Source organism: Oceanobacillus salinisoli, assembly GCF_009733865.1.
GTDB classification, from domain to species: domain Bacteria; phylum Bacillota; class Bacilli; order Bacillales; family Amphibacillaceae; genus Oceanobacillus; species Oceanobacillus salinisoli.
The window spans coordinates 129,211-150,762 of the sequence record NZ_WOFB01000003.1 but is presented as its reverse complement, the minus strand read 5'-3'; the positions used below and the strand labels follow the sequence as shown (position 1 = coordinate 150,762).

Annotated in this window: 22 protein-coding genes; 2 read left to right on the top strand and 20 right to left on the bottom strand. The window is 36.0% G+C overall.

Translation table 11 applies throughout. The features are described 5' to 3' along the window. Positions 1-233 precede the first annotated feature (233 nt). Positions 234-1,367, bottom strand: a complete 1,134-nt coding sequence (locus tag GMJ66_RS04565; RefSeq protein ID WP_231514810.1) for an ATP-binding protein — start codon at positions 1,365-1,367, stop codon at positions 234-236. A gap of 233 nt (positions 1,368-1,600) precedes the next feature. On the opposite strand from GMJ66_RS04565, the gene GMJ66_RS04560 reads away from it, so the two are divergent. Then, positions 1,601-2,086 (top strand): DUF2621 family protein, encoded by a 486-nt coding sequence (locus GMJ66_RS04560; RefSeq protein WP_156289151.1) that lies wholly within the window; start codon positions 1,601-1,603, stop codon positions 2,084-2,086. Positions 2,087-2,229: 143 nt separating this feature from the next. On the opposite strand, the gene GMJ66_RS04555 is transcribed toward GMJ66_RS04560, so the two are convergent. The 9 genes from GMJ66_RS04555 to GMJ66_RS04515 all read right to left on the bottom strand — a co-directional run bounded on the left by GMJ66_RS04555 (position 2,230) and on the right by GMJ66_RS04515 (position 9,902). Then, a complete protein-coding gene (locus GMJ66_RS04555) occupies positions 2,230-2,691 on the bottom strand; it encodes a CcdC family protein (protein ID WP_156289150.1) in 462 nt (153 codons plus the stop codon). 511 nt (positions 2,692-3,202) lie between these two features. Continuing rightward, complete coding sequence (locus GMJ66_RS04550) at positions 3,203-3,586, bottom strand: response regulator (protein WP_156289149.1); 384 nt, start codon at positions 3,584-3,586, stop codon at positions 3,203-3,205. A 15-nt stretch (positions 3,587-3,601) separates the two neighbouring features. Continuing rightward, complete coding sequence (locus GMJ66_RS04545; protein ID WP_156289148.1) at positions 3,602-4,030, bottom strand: Na(+)/H(+) antiporter subunit B; 429 nt, start codon at positions 4,028-4,030, stop codon at positions 3,602-3,604. Between the two features lie 68 nt (positions 4,031-4,098). Continuing rightward, the gene (locus GMJ66_RS04540; protein ID WP_156289147.1) at positions 4,099-4,803 is read right to left on the bottom strand and encodes a cytochrome c biogenesis CcdA family protein; all 705 of its coding nucleotides are present in this window, start codon (positions 4,801-4,803) and stop codon (positions 4,099-4,101) included. A gap of 201 nt (positions 4,804-5,004) precedes the next feature. Beyond that, positions 5,005-5,229, bottom strand: a complete 225-nt coding sequence (locus tag GMJ66_RS04535) for a YneF family protein (RefSeq protein WP_156289146.1) — start codon at positions 5,227-5,229, stop codon at positions 5,005-5,007. Between the two features lie 44 nt (positions 5,230-5,273). Then, complete coding sequence (gene sirA / locus GMJ66_RS04530; RefSeq protein WP_156289145.1) at positions 5,274-5,732, bottom strand: sporulation inhibitor of replication protein SirA; 459 nt, start codon at positions 5,730-5,732, stop codon at positions 5,274-5,276. Between the two features lie 1,081 nt (positions 5,733-6,813). Beyond that, complete coding sequence (gene tkt, locus GMJ66_RS04525) at positions 6,814-8,811, bottom strand: transketolase (RefSeq protein WP_407939197.1); 1,998 nt, start codon at positions 8,809-8,811, stop codon at positions 6,814-6,816. Positions 8,812-8,941: 130 nt separating this feature from the next. Then, positions 8,942-9,175, bottom strand: a complete 234-nt coding sequence (locus GMJ66_RS04520; protein WP_156289144.1) for a DUF896 domain-containing protein — start codon at positions 9,173-9,175, stop codon at positions 8,942-8,944. 88 nt (positions 9,176-9,263) lie between these two features. Then, a complete protein-coding gene (locus tag GMJ66_RS04515) occupies positions 9,264-9,902 on the bottom strand; it encodes a YneB family resolvase-like protein (protein ID WP_156289143.1) in 639 nt (212 codons plus the stop codon). A 274-nt stretch (positions 9,903-10,176) separates the two neighbouring features. On the opposite strand from GMJ66_RS04515, the gene lexA reads away from it, so the two are divergent. Then, positions 10,177-10,800 (top strand): transcriptional repressor LexA, encoded by a 624-nt coding sequence (gene lexA / locus GMJ66_RS04510; RefSeq protein WP_156289142.1) that lies wholly within the window; start codon positions 10,177-10,179, stop codon positions 10,798-10,800. Positions 10,801-10,923: 123 nt separating this feature from the next. Here lexA and glnA read toward each other — a convergent pair whose 3' ends face one another. The 10 genes from glnA to mutL all read right to left on the bottom strand — a co-directional run bounded on the left by glnA (position 10,924) and on the right by mutL (position 21,541). Continuing rightward, positions 10,924-12,258 (bottom strand): type I glutamate--ammonia ligase, encoded by a 1,335-nt coding sequence (glnA, locus tag GMJ66_RS04505; protein ID WP_156289141.1) that lies wholly within the window; start codon positions 12,256-12,258, stop codon positions 10,924-10,926. Between the two features lie 85 nt (positions 12,259-12,343). Further along, positions 12,344-12,739: a MerR family transcriptional regulator gene (locus tag GMJ66_RS04500; RefSeq protein ID WP_197046600.1), complete on the bottom strand. Its 396-nt coding sequence runs from the start codon at positions 12,737-12,739 to the stop codon at positions 12,344-12,346. A gap of 739 nt (positions 12,740-13,478) precedes the next feature. Further along, the gene (locus GMJ66_RS04495) at positions 13,479-14,723 is read right to left on the bottom strand and encodes a methionine gamma-lyase family protein (protein ID WP_156289140.1); all 1,245 of its coding nucleotides are present in this window, start codon (positions 14,721-14,723) and stop codon (positions 13,479-13,481) included. A gap of 50 nt (positions 14,724-14,773) precedes the next feature. Next, complete coding sequence (gene hflX, locus GMJ66_RS04490) at positions 14,774-16,021, bottom strand: GTPase HflX (protein ID WP_156289139.1); 1,248 nt, start codon at positions 16,019-16,021, stop codon at positions 14,774-14,776. 165 nt (positions 16,022-16,186) lie between these two features. Continuing rightward, on the bottom strand, positions 16,187-16,612 hold the full coding sequence (locus GMJ66_RS04485) for a helix-turn-helix domain-containing protein (RefSeq protein WP_231514819.1): 426 nt from the start codon (positions 16,610-16,612) through the stop codon (positions 16,187-16,189). A 267-nt stretch (positions 16,613-16,879) separates the two neighbouring features. After that, on the bottom strand, positions 16,880-17,806 hold the full coding sequence (spoVK, locus tag GMJ66_RS04480) for a stage V sporulation protein K (protein ID WP_156289138.1): 927 nt from the start codon (positions 17,804-17,806) through the stop codon (positions 16,880-16,882). Positions 17,807-17,929: 123 nt separating this feature from the next. Then, entirely contained in the window at positions 17,930-18,154 is a 225-nt protein-coding gene (gene hfq / locus GMJ66_RS04475) for an RNA chaperone Hfq (protein WP_156289137.1), read from the bottom strand. Between the two features lie 39 nt (positions 18,155-18,193). Next, complete coding sequence (gene miaA / locus GMJ66_RS04470; RefSeq protein WP_156289136.1) at positions 18,194-19,132, bottom strand: tRNA (adenosine(37)-N6)-dimethylallyltransferase MiaA; 939 nt, start codon at positions 19,130-19,132, stop codon at positions 18,194-18,196. Positions 19,133-19,156: 24 nt separating this feature from the next. Then, positions 19,157-19,621, bottom strand: coding sequence for a Dps family protein (locus GMJ66_RS04465; RefSeq protein ID WP_156289135.1), 465 nt, complete (start codon positions 19,619-19,621; stop codon positions 19,157-19,159). A gap of 57 nt (positions 19,622-19,678) precedes the next feature. Next, positions 19,679-21,541: a DNA mismatch repair endonuclease MutL gene (gene mutL, locus GMJ66_RS04460; RefSeq protein WP_156289134.1), complete on the bottom strand. Its 1,863-nt coding sequence runs from the start codon at positions 21,539-21,541 to the stop codon at positions 19,679-19,681. Between the last annotated feature and the right edge of the window lie 11 nt (positions 21,542-21,552).

The window sequence follows — 21,552 nt, the reverse complement described above, 5'->3', positions numbered from 1 at the left end:
TTCCTACACTATATATATTATAGGATTAATGGTGATTAGACAATTAATTTCAGCTTGTCAACCTATATTAAAAAGTTATGCATTGTGATAAGTTTTAATTATATCTTTTCTTTTCTAAATCCATATTCATTAATCGCTTCATGAACTATATGGAAAACGAATTCTGTATAAGAAGGGCTGACTACCCTCATTTCATGTAAAATAAAAAACACCTATGAATATAGATGTTTTTATTACTCCTCTTTAGGAAAATTTAATTTAAACGTACTGCCTTTATCTTTATTCTGCATAATTTCAAGGGAACCGTGATGCTCTTCCAATATTTGTTTGGAAATCATGATTCCAAGTCCAGTGCCATTTTTCTTCGTCGTAAAGAAAGGCTCTCCCAGTTTATGTATAATCTCCTCTGGAATTCCTGGACCTTCATCTGTGATATGTATACTTATATTATCATTCGTAGTATGAGTACTAATTGTTATTTCCCCTGATTGACCCATTGCTTCAATGGCATTTTTAACAATATTGATCAGTACTTGTTTAATCTGTGATTTATCACAGTAAACCGATTCTGTTATCGGTTGCTTAACAACAATTTCAATATTATTAAGTTTAGCCTGGGTCTGGAGAAGGCTTACCGTATCCTCGATCATTTCAAGAACAGATTCTATTCGTTTAAGGTCCGTCATCGGCTTAGATATGAATAGCAGCTCTGAAGTGATTTTTTCCATTTTTTCAATCTCTTCAATCATAATTTTATAATATTCTTCTTTACGGTTTACTCCGGCTTGTAACAGCTGCAGAAACCCTTTAATCGATGTTAAAGGATTACGAATTTCATGAGCAACTCCGGCAGCAAGCTGCCCTGCTACAGACATCTTCTCCGATCTGACCAGCATTTCTTCTGCTTCTTTTCGCTCTGTCAGGTCTTTTAGTGTCAGGGCATAGTAAGCTTTCTTATCCGGATTATCCATCACTTTACATAAAAGACATTCCGTAGACATTTGCTCTCCATTTTTATGAATAAGACCAATAGTGAAACACTGATTAATATTTTCTATATTCTCATAGCTTTTAGAAATGTACTTGCTCTCCTCTGCTGTAAGGAGTTCATGCCAATATGTTCCAATTAATTCATCTTTTTTATAACCTAACAATCTTTCAATGGAGCTGGAGACAAAAATAATCTTCCCATTTGCATCACAAACAATAATAACCTCACTTTGGTTATTTTCAATCCAGTCAAGTACAGTTAAGGGCAGCATTGAGTAATTTGAAAAGCATTCATGCTTGTTTTGATCATCAATTAATTGCTCAGTAAGAGATGGATTTGTCTCACTAACGTTGGTCTTAATATTTTCAAATCTCATCACAACCTCCCCTTTATAACGTTTTAGTATCTATATTTCTAGTATATGAAAGATCCTATCGAATATGATACTTGTTTGTCTGATTTATGAATATTATAATTAAAATTGTAATGGTATCCTATTATTATGTAATAATACTATAAATCCTATGAAAAATAAAATAAATATTTAATTATATAAGAACATTCTTGAACTGGTAAAAAATAAATCTATCTACAGAATAAGGTGAAAACATGGAGATTATATTAGTTTTATGGGGTTTTCTGCTTATTAGTTTGCTGTCCATTGGCGGATTTTTTATGTTTCGTAAATTTCTTAAACAAATCCCTAAGGAAGATGGAAAATCCATGATGGACTGGGAAATGCATTATTTAGAAAAAACCAAACACATGTGGAAAGAGGAAGGGAAACAATTATTAGATGAACTGGTGTCACCCGTTCCCGAGCTTTTTAGGGATGTAGCCAAACAAAGTATAGCAAGCAAAATTGGCGAGGTTGCTCTAAAAAAACAGGAAACGAGGATTACACAGGAAATAATTATTGAGGGCTATATTCTAGCTACACCAAAACGAGATCATAAATTTTTAAGAAAAAAGCTGAAAGAAAAACAGATTGATGTGACTCCCTATGAACATTTATTTACGCTATCAAAAGAGAACTATGCAGAAAATTGGCAAACTAAATACAAAAAAGGAAATAAAAAAGCGCCTAACCAGTAAGATAAAAGTTAGCGCTTTTTTTATTTCCTTCTTGTAAGCTTTTGTTGTTTTTTACCTCGCAGTAAATATAAAAATACAAACTAGTATAGTACTCCGCCCGATTTCACTCCGGGCAGTCCATCTTTTAGAAAACAGCCTTTTTATCATATCGTCTTTCTTATTTGTAAATATTGAAACAGCATGGTCAATCGCCATGTTATAATCATACCCAATGCGAGAATAAAGAACATACCGGTAGTTTCACCGAGTGATATATAGCTTCCAACAATTAATTTAACTATCAGTCTAAGTACTAATAAACCAAATAATATAAATGGAAAAACTCGAGAAGGGATTAGATAAATGTTATTGTCCCGCACCTCAAATTTGGAAGTTTTTATTAAGAATATAGAAAAAATCATACCAACGATAAATGCTTCTAGCACTTGAATCAAACTAACTTGGAATATCGGAAAAATAAACATGAGCATCCCCGTACTCATCATGATTGGTGGTAAGATGATTTTTTTAATGGAAGCGGGTCTTTTGGCTGCCTTCAATCGAATAAATATTGCAATAATTGCCATGGTTGCAAACCCAATAGTACTTGCGATTACCCAAAACATAAACAATCACTCTCTCATAGCAAAAAAATAAAATGCTAACTTTATTATAAAAGTTTTGTTGCTTTTTAATTCTTCACTTTTTGATTTAGTGGCAACGCAACAGCGCTGGAAAAACTCGCATTTATCCATCCATTTTGCGATATGTTCGTTTTTCTTTTACTTGAAGCATTATAAAAACTGCGGCTGCATCGCATCACCTAAAATTTTAAACTTTCCTAATGTGTACAAAAGAAGTAAGACCACATTTATACAAAGAGTGGACTTACTCCTATTTAGAACATAAAAAATTATTTGGGGATGTACAAAAAGTCCGGTAAAAAAGCCACTTAGAGAGGAGATTCTCGACTGAATAGCCGCACGTCCTATATCTAACGTCGAAGTCTCCACATCTCTGGAAGCAAGTTAGCTTGCCTTTTTGCTCCTCATACACCTTTTTAATGCTACTCCGGTGCCGCGAGCAACGCCACCCTAATTTTTTGATCCTTTTTATCCTCTTTTTGAACACGCACAATTATGTAGTTGAAAGGGGATGATTTCTTGACAATAACCGATTTACGGTTTCTATCACACGGGTTTCATCAAACGGTTTAATGATATAGTCTTTTGCTCCAGCCTCAATTGCTTCTGTAACCACTTTTTGCTGTCCCAAGGCAGAGCATACAATAATAATAGCATGTTGATTCCATTTCATAATCTCTCTAGTGGCATCAATTCCATTCATGCCAGGCATGGTTAAGTCCATTGTAATTATGTCAGGTGAAAGTTCTTTGTACTTTGCAATTGCTTCTTCCCCATCCTTTGCTTCCCCCACTATTTCATGATTTGCTTTTTCCAGCATATTTGCTAATGTAACCCTCATAAATTTAGCATCATCGACTACAAGTATCTTTGCCATACGTATGCCCCCTAACTATTCCTGATCGTTTGCAATAGTTAAAATGATGGTCATTACTACACCAACTACTGTTAAATAAACTCCTAAATCAAACAGCATAGCGGTCGCTAACTCCACCTCACCAAAAATTGGAAAATGAAAATACCCAAATGTGTGTGATAAAAATGGAGCACCAAATATAAAGGAGCCAACACCCGTTCCAACAGCTATTGCTAATCCAGATGAAATTAATGTCGTATAATTAATTGGAAGCATTTCATCTACTGTTTCTATACCATAAGACATATAAAGCAGTAAAATAGCACCGGCTGTCATTAATCCTCCAATAAATCCTCCACCCGGAGCATTATGTCCAGCAAAAAACGAGTAAATGGAGAAACCTAATAGCAGGAATGCAATTAATGAAGTAGTTGTACGTAATATCAGGTTGTTTGGTCGAATCATATTAAATCTCCTTATCCTATTTCAAAAATAATCAATACTAAATAAATTATACCACGTGGAAAAATTCATTAAAAGCCTGAAAAGCCAAAGAAACCTGCCAGGAATGCAGTCAGTTTCGTCATCCAATCAAAAAATAGCGCTACACCGGTAAAAATCATTATATATCCGCCAATTTTAATTAAACGTTGGCTATGTTTTTTAATCCAATGAAATTTACCAATAAACATTGCTAAAAGTAAAAATGGAATAGAAAAACCTAGTATATAACTGATCATCATGACTAGACCAACCTCAGGATTTGTAGCTGCCAAAGAAAGGACAATGGCTAAAATCGGCCCAGTACATGGTGTCCATCCTAATGAAAATGCCATACCAATAATAAAAGATCCAAAAAAACCGGCTGGACGATTTTTAAACGTTATTTTTCTGTCTTTCATTAGAAATTTAAAATTAAATACACCAATAATAACCAAGCCAAAGAAAATAATTAATATGGCACCTATTTGTCTAATGATGTCCTGATAGGTCAACAAAAACTCGGAAATGAAAGTGGTTGTAAATCCAATCATAACGAAGATACTTGAAAATCCTAGCAAAAAACATAATGTATGCATCAATGCTTTTTTATTTAACTTTTTATTTTCATCGTTGATTTCGCTTACACTCATTCCAGTAATATAAGATAAAAATACGGGAAACAGTGGTAATACACAAGGTGAAACAAACGACAGGAACCCCGCTCCAAAAGCAAGGAATATATTAATTTCAGACATATATAATCCCCCTTATCTCTTCATTTTAACAAAATAAAGATGAAATGGAAGTAATTTAATTGTTCATTTAGAGAAACTGGCATTCGCTCTGACTGAAATGAAGACCTTACAGCCAGTTAGTCGCGTGAGAAACAAAAATACCCCTAACAGTCAGTAAGGGGTATTTTGTGTACAATGGGATAGCATTGAATGATATAATTGCTATTTTTTCTCCACTTGATTATTCATTGCACGCATCATTTGATTAATTTTCTTTTGGGATGGTTTTTGACCCATTTGCATCATTAAGGTACGAAGCATTTGCTCATTAATCGGAGGATTCTTTTTCAAGTAATCCATCATATATTTCCTTGCAAGGAAAAAACCAAGAGCAACACCAGCTATTAACGCTGCTATAGCAATTAGTACGACCCAAATTGTAGCCATTTCAAGTTTCCTCCTTCGTGTTGTCTCTTATACAGTATATTAAATCAACGACAAGAATACAATACTTGAGTCCTTTGTTCACCTCTAGGAATTTTCATTGGGGATATCCAACCATAATTCTGGTGAGTATTTCCGACAACAAATAAAAATGGCTGAAATATACGTAACATAGGAAATAATAAGTCTTCTGCATCTTGTAGTGACCCACTTCGAAATTTTAATTGTTTTTTACCTATATGTAAAGAAATATATTGTTTATTATTGTATATTTCCAAATAAGCTTTATTTATATGTAGCCTAACATGATCTTTTAAATAGTTTTTTATATGGGAAATAATGATCTCTTTATCGAAGTCATTCGTAATATAGAGGTACTGGTTCCTTAAATCTACATTATTTTGATTATTTTGGTATTCTTTAAAGAAACGGTATAAAATATCACTTTTATGAAAGTAATGATTTGAAATTTCCTCTTTAATCCAGTAAATAGAATAATCATACATATAGAATGCCTCCCTTTTTATTCTATTATACGGATTTAATATAAGAATAATGTCAATTTATCACGCAAACTACCACTAGTTTTGTCGACTCTCCATAAATAAATAGTTTACCAGGCCATAAATATTTGTTCTTATAACATCCTATTTGTAAAGATGCATTTTTTGTAAAGGTGGATATTATTAAATTGATATAAACTTCAGACTAACTTTAAATGATGTTGGAGTATCAACTTACCGCTCCGGAGATACACTACGCTGGTTTTGTACTATTAAACATTCTATCTGAGTGATGCAAAATTGAATCTGGGAACAGTTTATTTTTCTAGAGTACTCTCTCCAGTTAAAAAGAAACTTATCATACGTCACTTTTAAAGGTTATAACTATACATTAATTATAAAACCAGTATTAGCGTAGCAGAATACATAGACTCCTCGAAAATAAAAATCGATTTTCTTTGTGCGATGTAGTGCTGCAGTTCGCGTTCCTTATCCTGTGGGAATAGCACGTTCCAGACCTAAGCAGTGGTGGTTTTCCGCGAGGAGGCTTTAGGTAGTACCCACGAACTGTATGTATTCTGCCGAAGCGAAAGAAGTCCGCTATCATCTAGAACAAGCGAGAGCATCACAATAGGAATTTTCATTAGTCAGGAGTTTATATAAAATGCAAACTAACATTTTCCTTTTAAAGGCAATCATATTTTAGAAAACAGCGGAACAAAAACGCAAGCGCCCGTTTAGCGACGTACTGACTGCGCCTGACCATGCCAGGTGGTTCGGTGTTGCCGCGCAAAGCGGCGGTTTTAACCGAACAGTCCCCGCAGGAGATAAAGGAAACACGACGAACGAAGGGAGTCGATGTTGACTTTCACCGCAAGGGTATAAGTGCGACTAAGCCTCTGGTTTCACCAATCGGCAAGTCTTCTTTATCGTACGGAGGTGAAGGAAGTCTCGCTAGTCGCTGGGCGCTAGAGCTGGATGTGGCTCCTTATAGTAATAAAAATTATCCACAGGTTTTACATTTTAATTTCCTAAGCAATAAAAAAAGATGACTTCCGAATAGAAGTCATCTTTCCGTATGGTATTACTTCACTAAACTTTCAACTTGTTTCACTACGTTGTCTACTGTAAAGCCGTATTCTGCAATCACTTTATCTCCAGGAGCTGAAGCACCAAATGTGTCGATAGCTAATACGATACCATTATCTCCAGCGTATTTATGCCAACCAAGGGAAGAAGCCATTTCAATCGCCACACGATTTTTCACTTGTGGAGGAATCACTTCATTCTTGTATGCTTCATCTTGTTCGTTGAAGCGATCCCAAGAAGGCATACTTACAACACTTGCATCAATGCCTTTTGCTTTAAGTTCTTTTTGTGCATTCACTGCAAGAGAAACTTCTGATCCAGAAGCAAGTAGAATTGCATCAGGAGTTTCTTTCTCTGATTTACTTACTACGTATGCACCTTTTTTCACACCTTCATAAGCATTCTCTTTCGTTCCTTCCAGTGTTGGCAAATTTTGCCTTGTTAAAACTAATGCTGTAGGTGTGTCTGTTGATTCAATTGCCAAACGCCATGCAGCTTGTGTTTCATTTCCATCAGCTGGACGAATTACTGATAACCCTGGTATCGCACGTAATCCTGCTAATTGTTCAATAGGCTCATGTGTAGGCCCATCTTCCCCGACTGCAATGGAATCATGAGTAAATACATAGGTTACAGGTTGATTCATAATAGATGCCAAACGGATAGAAGGTTTTAAGTAGTCACTAAATACAAAGAATGTACCACCAAATACTTTCAATCCTCCATGCAATGCCATACCGTTTAGTGCTGCACCCATTGCATGTTCACGTACACCAAACCAGATATTTTTGCCAGAATAGTTATCTCGGGAAAAATCTTCCTCCCCGTTGATATAAGTTTTATTTGAACCAGCTAAGTCCGCACTACCACCAAAGAAGTTTGGAACGGATTTTGCGATTCCGTTTAACACTTCACCTGAGGATGCACGAGAAGCTAAAGAAGAACCAGATTCATAAACAGGAAGATCATTTTCCCATCCTTCTGGTAATTCACCTTTCATTGCTAGTTCAAGTTGGTTTGCTAATTCTGGATACTTTTCTTTATATGTGTTTAGTAATTCATTCCATGCCGCTTCTTTCGCTTCACCATCTTTAACAATTTTTTCATTGAAATCTGCGTATACTTCATCCGGAACTCGGAACTCTTCATGTTCCCATTCATAAAATTCTTTTGTAAGTTTCACTTCGTCTCCACCAAGTGGGGCCCCGTGTGATGCTGCTGAAGCTGATTTATTTGGAGAACCATAACCAATGATAGTTCTTACTTCAATTAGGGTTGGTTGTTCCGTATTTTCTTGTGCAGCTTTAATGGCTTTTCTAATTTCATTCACATCATTACCATCTTCAACACGGATTACTTGCCAGCCGTATGCTTTAAAGCGTTGTTCCGTGTTTTCTGAGAATGACTTATGTAAGTCACCGTCCAAGGAAATATCATTTGAATCATATAAAGCAATTAACTTACCTAATTTCAAATGACCAGCCAAAGAAGCAGCTTCGTGTGAAATTCCTTCCATCAAGTCACCATCACTTACAAGCGCATAAGTGTAGTGGTCTACTACGGAAAGATCCTCTTTGTTAAATTTAGCAGCAAGATGAGATTCTGCCATTGCCATACCAACAGACATAGCAATACCTTGACCTAAAGGACCAGTAGTTGCTTCTACTCCATCCGTATGATGTACTTCCGGATGTCCTGGAGTTTTAGATCCCCATTGACGAAATTCTTTCAGGTCATCGATGGTTACATTATAACCAGATAGGTGAAGCAAGCTATATAAAAGCATGGAACCATGACCTGCAGATAATACAAAACGATCACGATTAAACCATTTTGAGTTATTAGGATTATGATTCATGAAATCTGTCCATAATGTATAAGCCATTGGGGCAGCCCCCATTGGTAATCCAGGGTGTCCTGAATTTGCCTTTTCAATTGCATCAATTGATAAAGTACGAATCGTATTGATTGATAAATTTTCAATATTCGACATAATATTTGCTCCTTCCACTTGTGATGTAAGTACCCTTTCTTATTCTATATTGAAATTTAATTTGTCACAAGTAATATTTGTTTATTTCTTAAACAAAATAGAAAATTAACGTTTTTTTATTCAAAAACCGTTAATGTTTCTTATTTCTTTCCTGTATATCCTTTACTTTTTTCGGAGTCACATCATTACCTCGAGGGTCAATAACGGTCATCGTTTTCATATGACTTTTAAACGATTTTCGTACATTTTTTAAATACTCTTGCCGAAGGTCTTTCTGTTCTGTTTTTTCCTTATCGGTAAGTCCTTCACTTTTTGATTTTCTTGCCAGTTCATTAATACGACTTAATTTATCTTTTGAAAGCATTTATATTTTCCTTCCTTTGAACTAAAATAAAAAACAAGAACATTATCTTTGTTCTTGCCATAAATCTTACTATTCCATTATAAGATATTCAAGTTTTACGAAATTCCTGGTATCTTCTATGAACGGTTGCCTTGGAAACATCATAACCCATTCCATTTAGAGTTTTTGTAATTTCGTCAAAGGTTAATTTATTTTGACGCAGCCTTATTACTTCTTCCATAGGAAAATCAATTCTATCCCTGCCAGTTGCCTGATGCTGATTAGCCAAATTTTTGGCAGGATTGTATCCCTGTGAAACAGCTCGCTTCATTCCCCTTTTAATTTTAGCATTATGAATTTTTCGCTGATATTCTTCTACAATCCCAACAATCTGAAGCACCATGGAGTCTGACTCTGATAATTCCAGTTCACCATCGTGAATGGCAGTATAAATAGGAATTTGTAATTTATGTAATTGATGAAACAAAGCAATCTTTGTATTCCCACGACCAAGTCTCGTCTCATCTTGAATGACTAAACAATCTGCTTCTCCTGCAGCAAAATAATCCAACATAGTAAAAATCCCATTTCGGTCTATTTCATATCCACTCTCTTTTTCTTCTATACACTCTACAACCGAAATATGATGGCGTTCAGCTAATTTCAGCAATTCTTCCTTTTGTCTGGCTAAGGAAGTTTCCTGGGTTGTCTTGTCCGTACTAACACGGCAATAAACAATCGCTCTCAATTGTATAGCTCCTTATCATCCACTGATTATAATAGAAACATATAAAAAACCTAGCGTTAATGCAAATGATACTAAGTAAAATAAATCCGTTTTTGTGATATTTTCAAACATAAAAAGTCCTCCTTACCGAATAATAGAACCTTTGTTCGTTATCTTCTGTTATTATTACACGAACATATGGTCTTGTCAATGTTTTTTCGAACGAATGTTTGCTTAAGTATACTTAAAATGGTAAACTATCATTAATAAATCCTATGAGTAAGGGGTGTAATAGATGACAAAACTTTCAAAAAGACAACAAATGATACTTGATTTTATAAAAGATGAAGTAACTAAAAAAGGATATCCGCCTTCTGTTCGGGAAATTGCATTAGCTGTAGGACTAGCATCCAGCTCCACTGTGCACGGTCATTTAGAAAGGTTAGAAAGCAAAGGATACATAAGAAGGGACCCAACAAAACCAAGGGCAATTGAAATTCTTGATCAAGCAGAAGATAGTCATATTCCTAAAGAAGAGCCTCGTTACGCACCTGTTATCGGAAAAGTAACAGCAGGCTTGCCTATAACTGCAGTAGAGAACATTGAAGAGTTTATTCCACTGCCCAGTTCCAATGCTAGTCCTGACGATAATTTATTCGTCCTTGTTATCGATGGGGAAAGTATGATAGAAGCAGGTATATTAGATAAAGACATGGTTATCGTAAAACAGCAAAACACAGCAAATAATGGGGATATCGTTGTTGCCATGACGGAGGATAATGAGGCTACAGTTAAACGCTTTTTTAAGGAAAAGGATCATATTCGACTGCAGCCTGAAAATGCAACAATGGAACCATTAATTTATTCCAATGTTACGATTCTCGGAAAAGTAATTGGTTTATATCGCAATATTTTTTAAGAAAGCTACTTGATTCGATATATATAGAAATGTCGACTGTACTTCATAAAATCTATATTTTTTATAGTATTCTAGTAAAATAAAAAGAAGCAAAAGTCAGCTGACTTTTGCTTCTTTTTTAGGTTAATAAGTTGTAATATATTGTTCTCTTTCCCAAGGATGGACTTGTGTACGGAACATATCCCACTCAATTTCTTTTGCTTCAACAAAATGTTCAAATAAGTGTTCACCTAGAGAGTTAACAATTACTTCATCTTTCTTTAAACCTTCCAACGCTTCTGCAAGTGTACTTGGTAAATCCTGAATACCTGCTTCTTCACGCTCTTCCCTGGACATAACATAGATATTGCGGTCTACCGCTGCAGGTGGAGTTAATTTATTCTGAACCCCATCCAATCCTGCGGCTAACAAGGAAGAAAGAGCTAAATAAGGATTCGCAGATGGGTCTACACTACGAGCCTCAACACGAGTACTTATACCACGTGAATTTGGAATACGTACTAAAGGACTTCTGTTGGATGCTGACCAAGCAATATAACTTGGAGCTTCATATCCTGGTACTAAGCGTTTATATGAATTAACCGTCGGATTAGTAACAGCTGTAAAACCTTTAGAATGTTTGATGATACCGGCAATAAATTGATATGCTGTTTCACTAAGTTCCTTATCACCATTTGGATCAAAGAACGCATTTTCTCCATTTTGGAAAAGTGACATGTTTACATGCATTCCGGAACCATTTACCCCAAACAATGGTTTAGGCATGAATGTAGCATGTAAATTATGTTTTCTTGCGATGGTCTTAACAACTAATTTAAATGTTTGAATATCATCCGCATGTTTGACAGCATCAGAATATTTAAAATCAATTTCATGCTGACCAGGAGCTACCTCATGGTGAGATGCTTCAATTTCAAATCCCATTTCCTCTAATTCAAGAACAATATCACGTCGGCAATTTTCCCCTAAATCTGTCGGTGCTAAGTCAAAATAACCACCTTGGTCATTTAACTCTAATGAAGGATTGCCTTTTTCATCTAATTTAAATAAGAAGAATTCTGGCTCGGTACCAATATTAAATGCATCAAATCCAAGTTCTTCCATTTTCTTAAGGTTGCGTTTAAGGTTATATCTAGGATCTCCTTCAAATGGTGTCCCATCTGGTTTATAAATATCACAAATAAAACGTGCAACTTTTCCTTTTTCAGATGTCCAAGGAAATACAACAAAAGTGTCCAGATCCGGATATAAATACATATCTGATTCTTCAATGCGAACAAATCCTTCAATGGAAGAACCATCAAACATCATTTTATTGTCTAGCGCTTTTTCCAACTGACTAAGCGGAATTTCCACGTTTTTGATTGTTCCTAACATGTCAGTGAATTGCAGGCGAATAAACTTCACATTCTGCTCTTTTATTTGTTTTACTACATCTTCTCTCGTAAATCTTCCCATTCGGTCTCCTCCTAAAAATTGATATTTATTGAAGTATTTTTAAGAAAAACTAAGCTTAATATGTAGCTTTATTTTCCAATACTTTTTAACGGTTTACAAAAAATCTGGATAGTTCCCCTTGCCTTAAATTAGTTTGACCTAGTCTGCCGGCATGCTTCAGCTCATTTTTCAAAATGGTTCTCAGCTCCCTATCTGACAGTTCTGAATTCTTAACTTCCGATTGTTTCTGTTTTTCCTCAACGGATTCATCAAGCAAAAGCTTAATTCCTGCCAAATTTAATCCCTTGTCTAACAGATCCTTAATTTCCAGCAATCTATCTACATCATTAAAGGAAAATAATCGCTGGTTTCCTGAAGTTCTTTCCGGAAAAACTAACTCATGTTCTTCATAATATCTTATTTGTCTTGCTGTTAGTTCAGTCAATTTCATGACTATCCCTATAGAGAACAAGGGCATCGAACGACGCTCTTTATCATTCAAAAGATTACCCCCTAACCCTTTTTCTAATTATCAGTATATTACATGTCAGGTTATGTGTCAACCTCATGTTAGTATTTCTTACATTATTTTTTTAGAAAATTTTAACACACGATTTACCGCTGTACCCCCTTACTTCCAAAATGAAAGATATTTTAAGAAAAGGCTGTTTTCTAAAAGATTGTTGCTTTTTAAATGAAGATTTTAGTTCGCATTTTATATAAACTCCTGACTAACTTAATTAAGAATAAATGTCTGATGGGATGGGTGCTATGTTGATTTCCGCTCCGGGCAGTCGCGGACCTTAGGGCACGGCCTCAGCCTCCTCGGAAGAAAACCACTTCCTGCTCAGGTCTGGACACGTGCTATTCCCGCAGGAGTCGACTGCCCTCCGCTACAATCAACCATCTTATAGTGGTATATTTTATAGCATAATCACATGCTAGAAAGCCAAGAGCACCAAACTAGCGGAGGAAATACACGGAGACTCCTGCGGGAAAAGAGGCATCGGTGAGACCCCTAAAGAAGACAGCACGAGGAGCCTCACCAGCCGCCCGCGGAAAGCGTAGTGTATTTCCATAGCGGTAGTATTATCTCAAATTAAACATATTCGCATTTTATATCAATTCATAGCAACAAACTTTTGCGAAAAGAGCCTACTAAAAATAGTTGAGAAATAAATAGTAAGTTAATGTTAATTTGTTCACTTAACAATCTACCCCCCCATCGATTGAGATTTTCTTTATTTCATGGAAAGGTGCCCTTGTTGAATTAAATGTTTAACCGCTTGTACAATAGCAATCTTTACATGGGCATATGTTAGTCCTCCCTGTACAAAAGCAGTATAAGGCTCTCTAATTGGACCATCAGCTGACAGTTCGATACTTGCACCTTGGATAAATGTACCTGCCGCCATAATTACCTCGTCTTCATAGCCAGGCATTTCACTAGGGTATGGTGTTACATAGGAATTGACGGGTGAATTCTTCTGAATCGCTTGGCAAAAAGCAATCATTTGATCTGCTTGCTGGAACGTAACAGATTGTATTAAATCGGTACGTTTTGCTGAATAATGTGGCGATGTTTGGAACCCTGCCAGCTCTAAAAATCTGGACGTAAATACAGCTCCTTTTAGCGATTCTCCGACAACATGAGGTGCTAAGAAAAAACCTTGAAACATTTCCTGCAGCATATGGAAAGTTGCCCCTGTTTCCTTCCCCAGTCCTGGAGCAGTTAAACGATTAGCACAATTTTCTATTAAATCCTGTCTGCCTACTATGTATCCGCCTGCACGAACAATCCCCCCACCAGGGTTCTTAATTAAAGAACCAGCCATAATATCGGCACCGACATGTAATGGTTCTTTTTCTTCCACAAACTCCCCATAACAATTATCTACAAATACAATAATCTTATTATTAATTTCTTTTATAAATTGGACCATTTCTTTAATCTCTTCTATGGTAAAAGAGGGACGGTCATCGTAACCTTTTGACCGCTGAATTCCAACCACCTTTGTTTTCTCAGAAATAGCATTAGCCACTTGCTTGAAAGAAATGGAGCCTTCATCTGAAAGCGGAACTTCTTTATAGTCAATTTGAAAGTCTTTCAGTGACCCAGTATTGGAGCCTCTAAGTCCTATAACCTCTTCCAATGTGTCATACGGTTTACCTGTAACGTAGATTAATTCATCTCCCGGTCGTAATAGCCCAAAAAGGGTTGTCGTAATAGCATGGGTCCCAGAAACGATTTGTGGTCTGACTAGTGCATCTTCTCCGCCAAATACTTCTGCATACACAGCTTCAATACCTTCGCGACCTATATCATCGTATCCGTAACCACTTGTAGAATGAAAATGACTGTCACTAATTCGGTGATTTACAAATGCATGTAAGACCCGTTCCTGGTTTTTTTCAGTCACCTCATTTATTTGCTTATAAATATTACGACAATCTTCTTCTGCCTGTTTTACAATAGTTTCTATCATTTCTTCGGTTTCTCCTTACAGTAATATTTCGACCATTACTCTGATTTTTTCTACTTATTTTTATTCTGATTTATCAAATAGCTTAGTGAATGATCTCTTTTCATGTAACCATGAAGTATATATTTATTCTTATCTTCATCAAACGTTTTGTCAGTAATGATTGTATCACGTTCCAGCCTGGCAATCATACTGCCATCATCTGAATCAATTTGAACAGTATAGTTCTTCCACTGCTTTGCTAAAAGCGATTCGATAGCTACTAGCAGTTTTCGTAAATCTTCCTGTTCATAGGCACTTATGAGAAGATTTGGATGCTGCATCGGAAAAAAATCATCCTCAATTAAATCTTTTTTGTTGTATACGGTAAGCATGGGAATCGAATGAGCTTCGAGTTCCTCCAATAATTTCATGACCGTTTTCTGCTGTTGTAACTGGTTTTCCTGGGATGCATCTACGACATGCAGTAAAAAGTCTGCTTCCCTTACCTCTTCCAGCGTGGAGCGAAAAGCAGCAATCAATGAAGTTGGTAGATCCTGAAGAAATCCGACTGTATCAGTAATCAGAGCCTGGAAACCTGAGGGCAATTGTATCTTTCTTGTTAACGGATCAAGGGTTGCGAACAGCAAATTTTCTTCTAATGTCTCACTATTTGTGAGCCGATTAAAAATGGTTGACTTTCCTGCATTTGTATATCCAACAATCGCAAGTTGAAATACGTCATTTGTTTTTCTCCTCTTTCTGTATTGCTCTCTCTGGCGTACAACCATTTTCAGTCTTCGCTTTATATCAACAATTCTATTCCGAATATGTCTGCGATCCGTTTCTAATTTAGTCTCCCCAGGCCCCCTGGTACCAATTCCAGCACCAAGCCGTGACATTTCAATCCCTTGTCCGCCCAGTCTTGGAAGCATATATTCCAATTGTGCAAGTTCAACCTGTAACTTCCCTTCTTTTGTATTGGCGCGCTGAGCAAATATATCTAAGATTAATTGGCTTCTATCAATAATTCGCACATCTAAATAATGGTTTAAATTTCGTAATTGTCCAGGGGAAAGCTCATCATTTGAAATAATTAAATCGATATCAGCTTCTTCTACCTCGTGTTTTATTTCTTGCAATTTTCCTTCGCCAATATATGTAGCAGGGTGAATTCTGTTGCGTTTTTGTGTGATCACTTTAACGACATATCCTCCGGCTGTTTTTCCTAAGGATATTAATTCTTCTAGTGATGACTGAAATCGTTCCTCTTGTAGTTCTGGTTTTTTTACGGCGATTATCAGTATTCTTTCTTCTGACATGGAATTAACCTCTTTCTGATATTCATTCATATTAGGTTTGCCTTTCGTCTACGTTATCATCATACCAATTAAAGTCAAACATTGAACTACCCACCACTTATCGACCCCATGATCTGATTGAAATGGGGGATTCCTAAGAACACCAGCGTAACCGCCAGTTATCGATTAGGCTAACCCCGCAGTCCCTGCGGTTAGAAGCCTTAGAGCTTCATTTCTGAGATTTAACCCTGCGTTAATATCTCTTTGGTGATGGACTCGACATGCTATAGGATTGCACCTTGTTTTTTTGCTTTTAAAACAGGGCATTTTGTTTTGTTTCCTGTAATAGCGTTGGTAAGCATCTGCTAGATTTTCAACGGATTTTTGAAGGGAAATGCTGTCTACTTCTTTTAGGAAAGAATAATGTTCCTTCAACTGCCTAACAGCCTTAACTGAATCATATTTATTGAAAAACTCACCTTTCCAGTTGTTTGTTGGCAGTTGTCCGTTTTGTTTCATTTCTTCAACGATGTACCGGTAAGCATCTTTTTGTTTCTGCTTAGCGAGGAAGTAATTAAATACAAATCTCGAACAGCCAATGATTTTATTTATGAGTTCGATCTGTTTTTGATTAGAAAAGATACGAAACTTAAACGCTTTTTTACCAACATGAAATCACCTCACTAATTAGGAACGTTTGTTCTTATCGTAACATAGTAAGGGAGTTTTTGGCTATCACCAACAGCCATTCATCTCCCCCTTATCGTTGGGATAATTCCCTTCTCACGATGAAAGAGGGAGTCTTCTGGCTGAGAATGATAAGATAAATTTCTCCAGCCGTGTTTTTGCTAGAGGTTATTCTAAAAAGGTTCTGGAAATTTAAGATAACTCATTCAATTGTAAATCTCTTGCAGTTAAATAAATTAAATCATCAGAAGAATAACGGTCTTGTTCCAGCAGTCTTACAGCATGCAGACGAATGGAATGCTCAATCACATTGCGTATATAACGGGCGTTGGCAAAATTGGTTAATCTTTCCTGAGTTTTTTTATATAAATGATTCCGAAGTTCCCATTCTGCTTCTTTTGTTAATTTGTATTCTCTTTGTGCTGCCATTTGCTTGGCAATTTTCAGCAATTCATCCACTTCATAGTCCTCGAAATTTAGAATGAATGGAAACCTGGATTTTAACCCTGGATTTAGCCGCAGAAACCGGTCCATTTCGTGGGGATATCCAGCTAATATAAGAACAAAATCATTATGATTATCTTCCATGTGTTTTACAAGCGTATCAATAGCTTCCTTGCCAAAATCTTTTTCACCGCCACGCGCAAGTGAATATGCTTCATCGATAAACAGTATTCCACCCATTGCCTTCTGGATCATGGCGCGTGTTTTCTGAGCAGTTTGGCCAATATATTCTCCAACTAAATCTGCACGCTCTGCTTCTATAAAATGCCCTTTTGATAGCAAATTCATATCAAAGTAAAGTTTAGCAAGCTTTCTCGCTACTGTTGTCTTGCCTGTGCCAGGGTTTCCTTTAAATAACATATGGAGGACTTGCTTCGTATTTTTTAATCCTAATTCGTTCCGTTTTTCATTAATAACAATTGTTGCATAAATTTCTTTTATAGTCGATTTTAGTTTATTCATACCAATAAACGTAGAAAATTCCTCATCTATATTCTTAAATGGATTATTCTCTATATAACGAAAGTTTGTGCTGTTTTCTGATTTAATCTTTTTGTTTTCATGCAGTATTATATTAATTTGACTATTTTTATAACGGTTTTTTTGCGATTCCACACCATCACCCCTTCAATCACTTTCAGTATACGCATATGACCAACAACTTGTGACAAATGCCTAAATAGTATAGGGGAGCATGATGCAAATTAAAAAACGGACGATATATCGCCCGTTTATAGCCTATTCTTTTTCAAGCGTAATGTTCTTAACAGGTGCAAATGTTGAGATTGCATGTTTAAAAATCAGTTGCTGCTTGCCTTCCGTTTCCACCAATACAGTAAAATTATCAAATGCTTTCACGATACCCCTTAATTGAAAACCATTTGTCAGAATCACAGTAACAGAAATATGGTTCTTCCTTAATTGATTTAAGTATTGGTCCTGAATGTTGACAGTTTGTGCCATCGTGCTTCCTCCTCTTTTCTATCTATATTTTAATAAATTCTATGTATTTTTTAAAATTCCTGCTAAATCATCCAAAATCATAGGAAACTTTTCATTTCTATTATTTGTATCCGTCATGTCATACCAGGTAATATCCATTTTATTTTTGAACCAGGTATATTGACGTTTTGCATATCTTCGTGAATTACGTTTCAATATTTCAATGGACTCCTCCAGCGATTTCTCTCCTCTAAAATAAGGGATGAATTCTTTATAACCGATGGCATTCATGGATTGACATCCTTCATATCCTTTTTCGAGCAGTTTGCTTACCTCATCGACTAATCCTTCCTCTACCATTACATCCACACGCTGATTGATTTGCTCATATAACTGTGCTCTTTCCATTTCTAACCCGATTAGCACTAAATAATACGGAGATTCAAAGGTTTGATTATTTTGATATTCTGTCATGGTTAATCCAGTTGTTTCATAGATTTCTAATGCACGAATCAGGCGTCTGTGATTATTAGGATGAATCTTTTCTGCTTGTACGGGATCAATCTCTTTCAAACGGTTATATGACGGTAAGGGACCTTCTCTTTTAATTCTATCTTCCAATTGACGAGTAAGCGTTTCATCTCTTTTTTGGTTCGAAAAGTTATAATCAAATAGAGCAGCCTGGATGTATAGACCACTTCCACCAACAAGGATGGGCAATTTATTTCGATTGCTGATTTCATCTATATAGTTTTGAACGTAATTCTTAAAATCAGCAACAGAAAATTCCTCATCTGGTTCTTTCATATCAATCATATGATGAGGAATTCCTTCCATTTCTTCTTCCTTGATTTTTGCTGTACCTATATCCATTCCTTTATATATTTGCATCGAGTCACCACTTATCACTTCACCATTAAACTGTTTGGCAACTTCAATACTTAATTTCGTTTTGCCCACTGCAGTAGGCCCCATAATAGCTATTACGGTTTTTTTCATTAGTATTCCCCTAGTTACATTTATTTATTCATGTGAATCGTACGCACGATAGCTATTGAGCATCCAAACGTATTTTTCCAGTTTTGCTTGAATAGAAATTAACAAATCTGCAGATGGTTCATCCTGATGCTCCTCAGCAAGTCGGATGCCATCCTTCTTAATTTCATCAATAATCTGTTTGTAATCCTTTGTTAATTGTTCGATGATTTCATTTTCCTTGTCGTCTGCATTCGCTTCCGTTAGTGTTGTTTCTTTTAAATATTTTACCATCGTTGCTAGCGGTTTTCCATCTATTGCTAAGATTCGTTCTGCAATTTCATCTAAATCACTGGCCACCATTTCGTACATTTCCTCAAATTTTTCATGCAGTGTAAAAAAATGCCTGCCTTGAATAAACCAATGATAGCGATGTAGTTTTACGTACAGAACAAAGTAATTGGATAATGTTTGATTTAAAAAATTAATCAATTCCTGATTTTTATTTTCCAACACTCACACCTCTTTTTTCTACTATCATTACCAAAGAAGTGTGTGATTTATACCCTGCTACATAATCCGTTTAAACATTTTTTCCAGTTCATAGGTAGAAAAGTGGACAATAATTGGTCTTCCGTGCGGACAAGTAAATGGATCGGTTGTATTTCGGAGATCTTCCAACAACCGAAACATTTCATCCTGATTCAGATAATGATTGGCTTTTATCGAACGTTTGCATGACATCAAGATAGCCGCTTCTTCTCTAATCGCTTCAATATTTACCTTTTCTTCGTTGATAATCTGTTCTACCATCTCCCGGATGATCTCTTCTTCAAATCCATTAGGAAACCAATTAGGATGGGAACGAATAACATATGTCTGGCTACCGAAATTCTCAAAAAATAGTCCTACTTTTTCTAACTCTTCTTTATACTGTTCGATAAAAATAGCTTCTTGTTTGGAAAACTCAAATGTCATTGGAAGTAATAGTTCTTGTGATACATTGACTGGTTTACCAAGCTTTTCCTTAAAAAACTCATATTTAACTCGCTCCTGTGCAGCATGTTGATCAATCATGTACAATCCATTTTCATTTTGCGCCAATATATACGTACCCTGCAATTGACCGATTGGATACATTGCTGGAACACGCTGCTTTGAGGAGTTGGCATATTCTTCATCAGATTGAATATCTGTATCTTTTGAAACAGAATGGTCATCTATTTCCTTTTCTTCCGGTTCAGATTGTAAGCTTGCTTCAACAGTAGTTGCTGGAACTGGTTCTTCTGCAGATTCACGCTCTGTTTTTTCTTCATTGATATGCATGTTTTCGTTTAACTGATTTCCTGTTGGTTCGGCTACTGCTTTTGAGCTTTCAAAATTCATCGTATGTTGATAGCTCTTTTCTTTTATCTTTGGCTTTTGTCGCTGTTCCATTTCAGGAATTAAAGTGATTTCCCGAAACTTATTGCGAATTAATTCTTCAATTAATGTAAATAATTCTTTATCTTTACTAAACCGTACCTCCAGTTTGGTAGGGTGTACATTCACATCCACTAAAATCGGGTCCATTTTAATAGATAGTACGACGATTGGTGATCGCCCAATTGGCAGCAGTGTATGATAGCCGCGGATAATCGCCTGATTCAATGGAATACTTTTGATATATCTGCCGTTAATGATGGTAGAAATATAATTCTTGGATGCTCTTGTCACTTCAGGTTTGGCGATATATCCCTCAATCTGAAAATCGAGTGTATTTTCACTTACCGGAAGCATATTTTTGGCTACATTCATACCGTATACCTGTGAAACAACATGAAGTAAATCTCCGGTTCCAGCTGTTTTAAACAGCCCCTTTCCATTATGAGTTGCTTCAAAGCGAATATTCGGATGGGAAAGAGCAAGCCGATTCAGCAAATCAGTAATATGCCCTAGCTCCGTATGAAGGCTTTTCATGTATTTTAGACGAGCTGGTGTATTAAAAAATAAATGATCAACAGTAATTTCCGTTCCCTTTCTTGCATCACTTTTCTTTCTATCTATTATTTTTCCACCTTCTAATACTAGACAGGTACCTGCTTCCTTGCCTTCCGATGTTTGGATCGTTAATTTACTCACAGAGGCAATACTAGCTAATGCCTCTCCACGAAATCCCAATGTTTTTACATGAAATAAATCACTTTCACTTTTTATTTTACTGGTTGCATGAGGAAGAAAAGCACGTTCACTGTCTTCTTCGCTCATCCCGCCTCCATTATCAATCACTTTAATTTGTTCCAGTCCCGCTTCTAAAATATCTACTTTAATCCATGTGCTGTTTGCATCGATACTATTTTCAACCAGTTCCTTTACAACCGATGCCGGCCTTTCAACCACTTCACCTGCAGCTATTTTATTCGCTAATGCATCAGACATTTGAACAATCTTCATGCAAACAAAAT

What these genes read in the sequence shown, in the direction of transcription:
- lexA (WP_156289142.1), top strand. Translation starts at nt 10,177, where the DNA reads ATGACAAAACTTTCAAAAAGACAACAAATGATACTTGATTTTATAAAA.
- GMJ66_RS04540 (WP_156289147.1), bottom strand. Translation starts at nt 4,803, where the DNA reads ATGTCTGAAATTAATATATTCCTTGCTTTTGGAGCGGGGTTCCTGTCG.
- GMJ66_RS04560 (WP_156289151.1), top strand. Translation starts at nt 1,601, where the DNA reads ATGGAGATTATATTAGTTTTATGGGGTTTTCTGCTTATTAGTTTGCTG.
- GMJ66_RS04535 (WP_156289146.1), bottom strand. Translation starts at nt 5,229, where the DNA reads ATGGCTACAATTTGGGTCGTACTAATTGCTATAGCAGCGTTAATAGCT.
- GMJ66_RS04550 (WP_156289149.1), bottom strand. Translation starts at nt 3,586, where the DNA reads ATGGCAAAGATACTTGTAGTCGATGATGCTAAATTTATGAGGGTTACA.
- GMJ66_RS04565 (WP_231514810.1), bottom strand. Translation starts at nt 1,367, where the DNA reads ATGAGATTTGAAAATATTAAGACCAACGTTAGTGAGACAAATCCATCT.
- GMJ66_RS04545 (WP_156289148.1), bottom strand. Translation starts at nt 4,030, where the DNA reads ATGATTCGACCAAACAACCTGATATTACGTACAACTACTTCATTAATT.
- hflX (WP_156289139.1), bottom strand. Translation starts at nt 16,021, where the DNA reads ATGTCAGAAGAAAGAATACTGATAATCGCCGTAAAAAAACCAGAACTA.
- hfq (WP_156289137.1), bottom strand. Translation starts at nt 18,154, where the DNA reads ATGGCACAAACTGTCAACATTCAGGACCAATACTTAAATCAATTAAGG.
- mutL (WP_156289134.1), bottom strand. Translation starts at nt 21,541, where the DNA reads ATGAAGATTGTTCAAATGTCTGATGCATTAGCGAATAAAATAGCTGCA.
- glnA (WP_156289141.1), bottom strand. Translation starts at nt 12,258, where the DNA reads ATGGGAAGATTTACGAGAGAAGATGTAGTAAAACAAATAAAAGAGCAG.
- GMJ66_RS04495 (WP_156289140.1), bottom strand. Translation starts at nt 14,723, where the DNA reads ATGATAGAAACTATTGTAAAACAGGCAGAAGAAGATTGTCGTAATATT.
- sirA (WP_156289145.1), bottom strand. Translation starts at nt 5,732, where the DNA reads ATGTATGATTATTCTATTTACTGGATTAAAGAGGAAATTTCAAATCAT.
- GMJ66_RS04555 (WP_156289150.1), bottom strand. Translation starts at nt 2,691, where the DNA reads ATGTTTTGGGTAATCGCAAGTACTATTGGGTTTGCAACCATGGCAATT.
- tkt (WP_407939197.1), bottom strand. Translation starts at nt 8,811, where the DNA reads ATGTCGAATATTGAAAATTTATCAATCAATACGATTCGTACTTTATCA.
- miaA (WP_156289136.1), bottom strand. Translation starts at nt 19,132, where the DNA reads ATGAAAAAAACCGTAATAGCTATTATGGGGCCTACTGCAGTGGGCAAA.
- GMJ66_RS04520 (WP_156289144.1), bottom strand. Translation starts at nt 9,175, where the DNA reads ATGCTTTCAAAAGATAAATTAAGTCGTATTAATGAACTGGCAAGAAAA.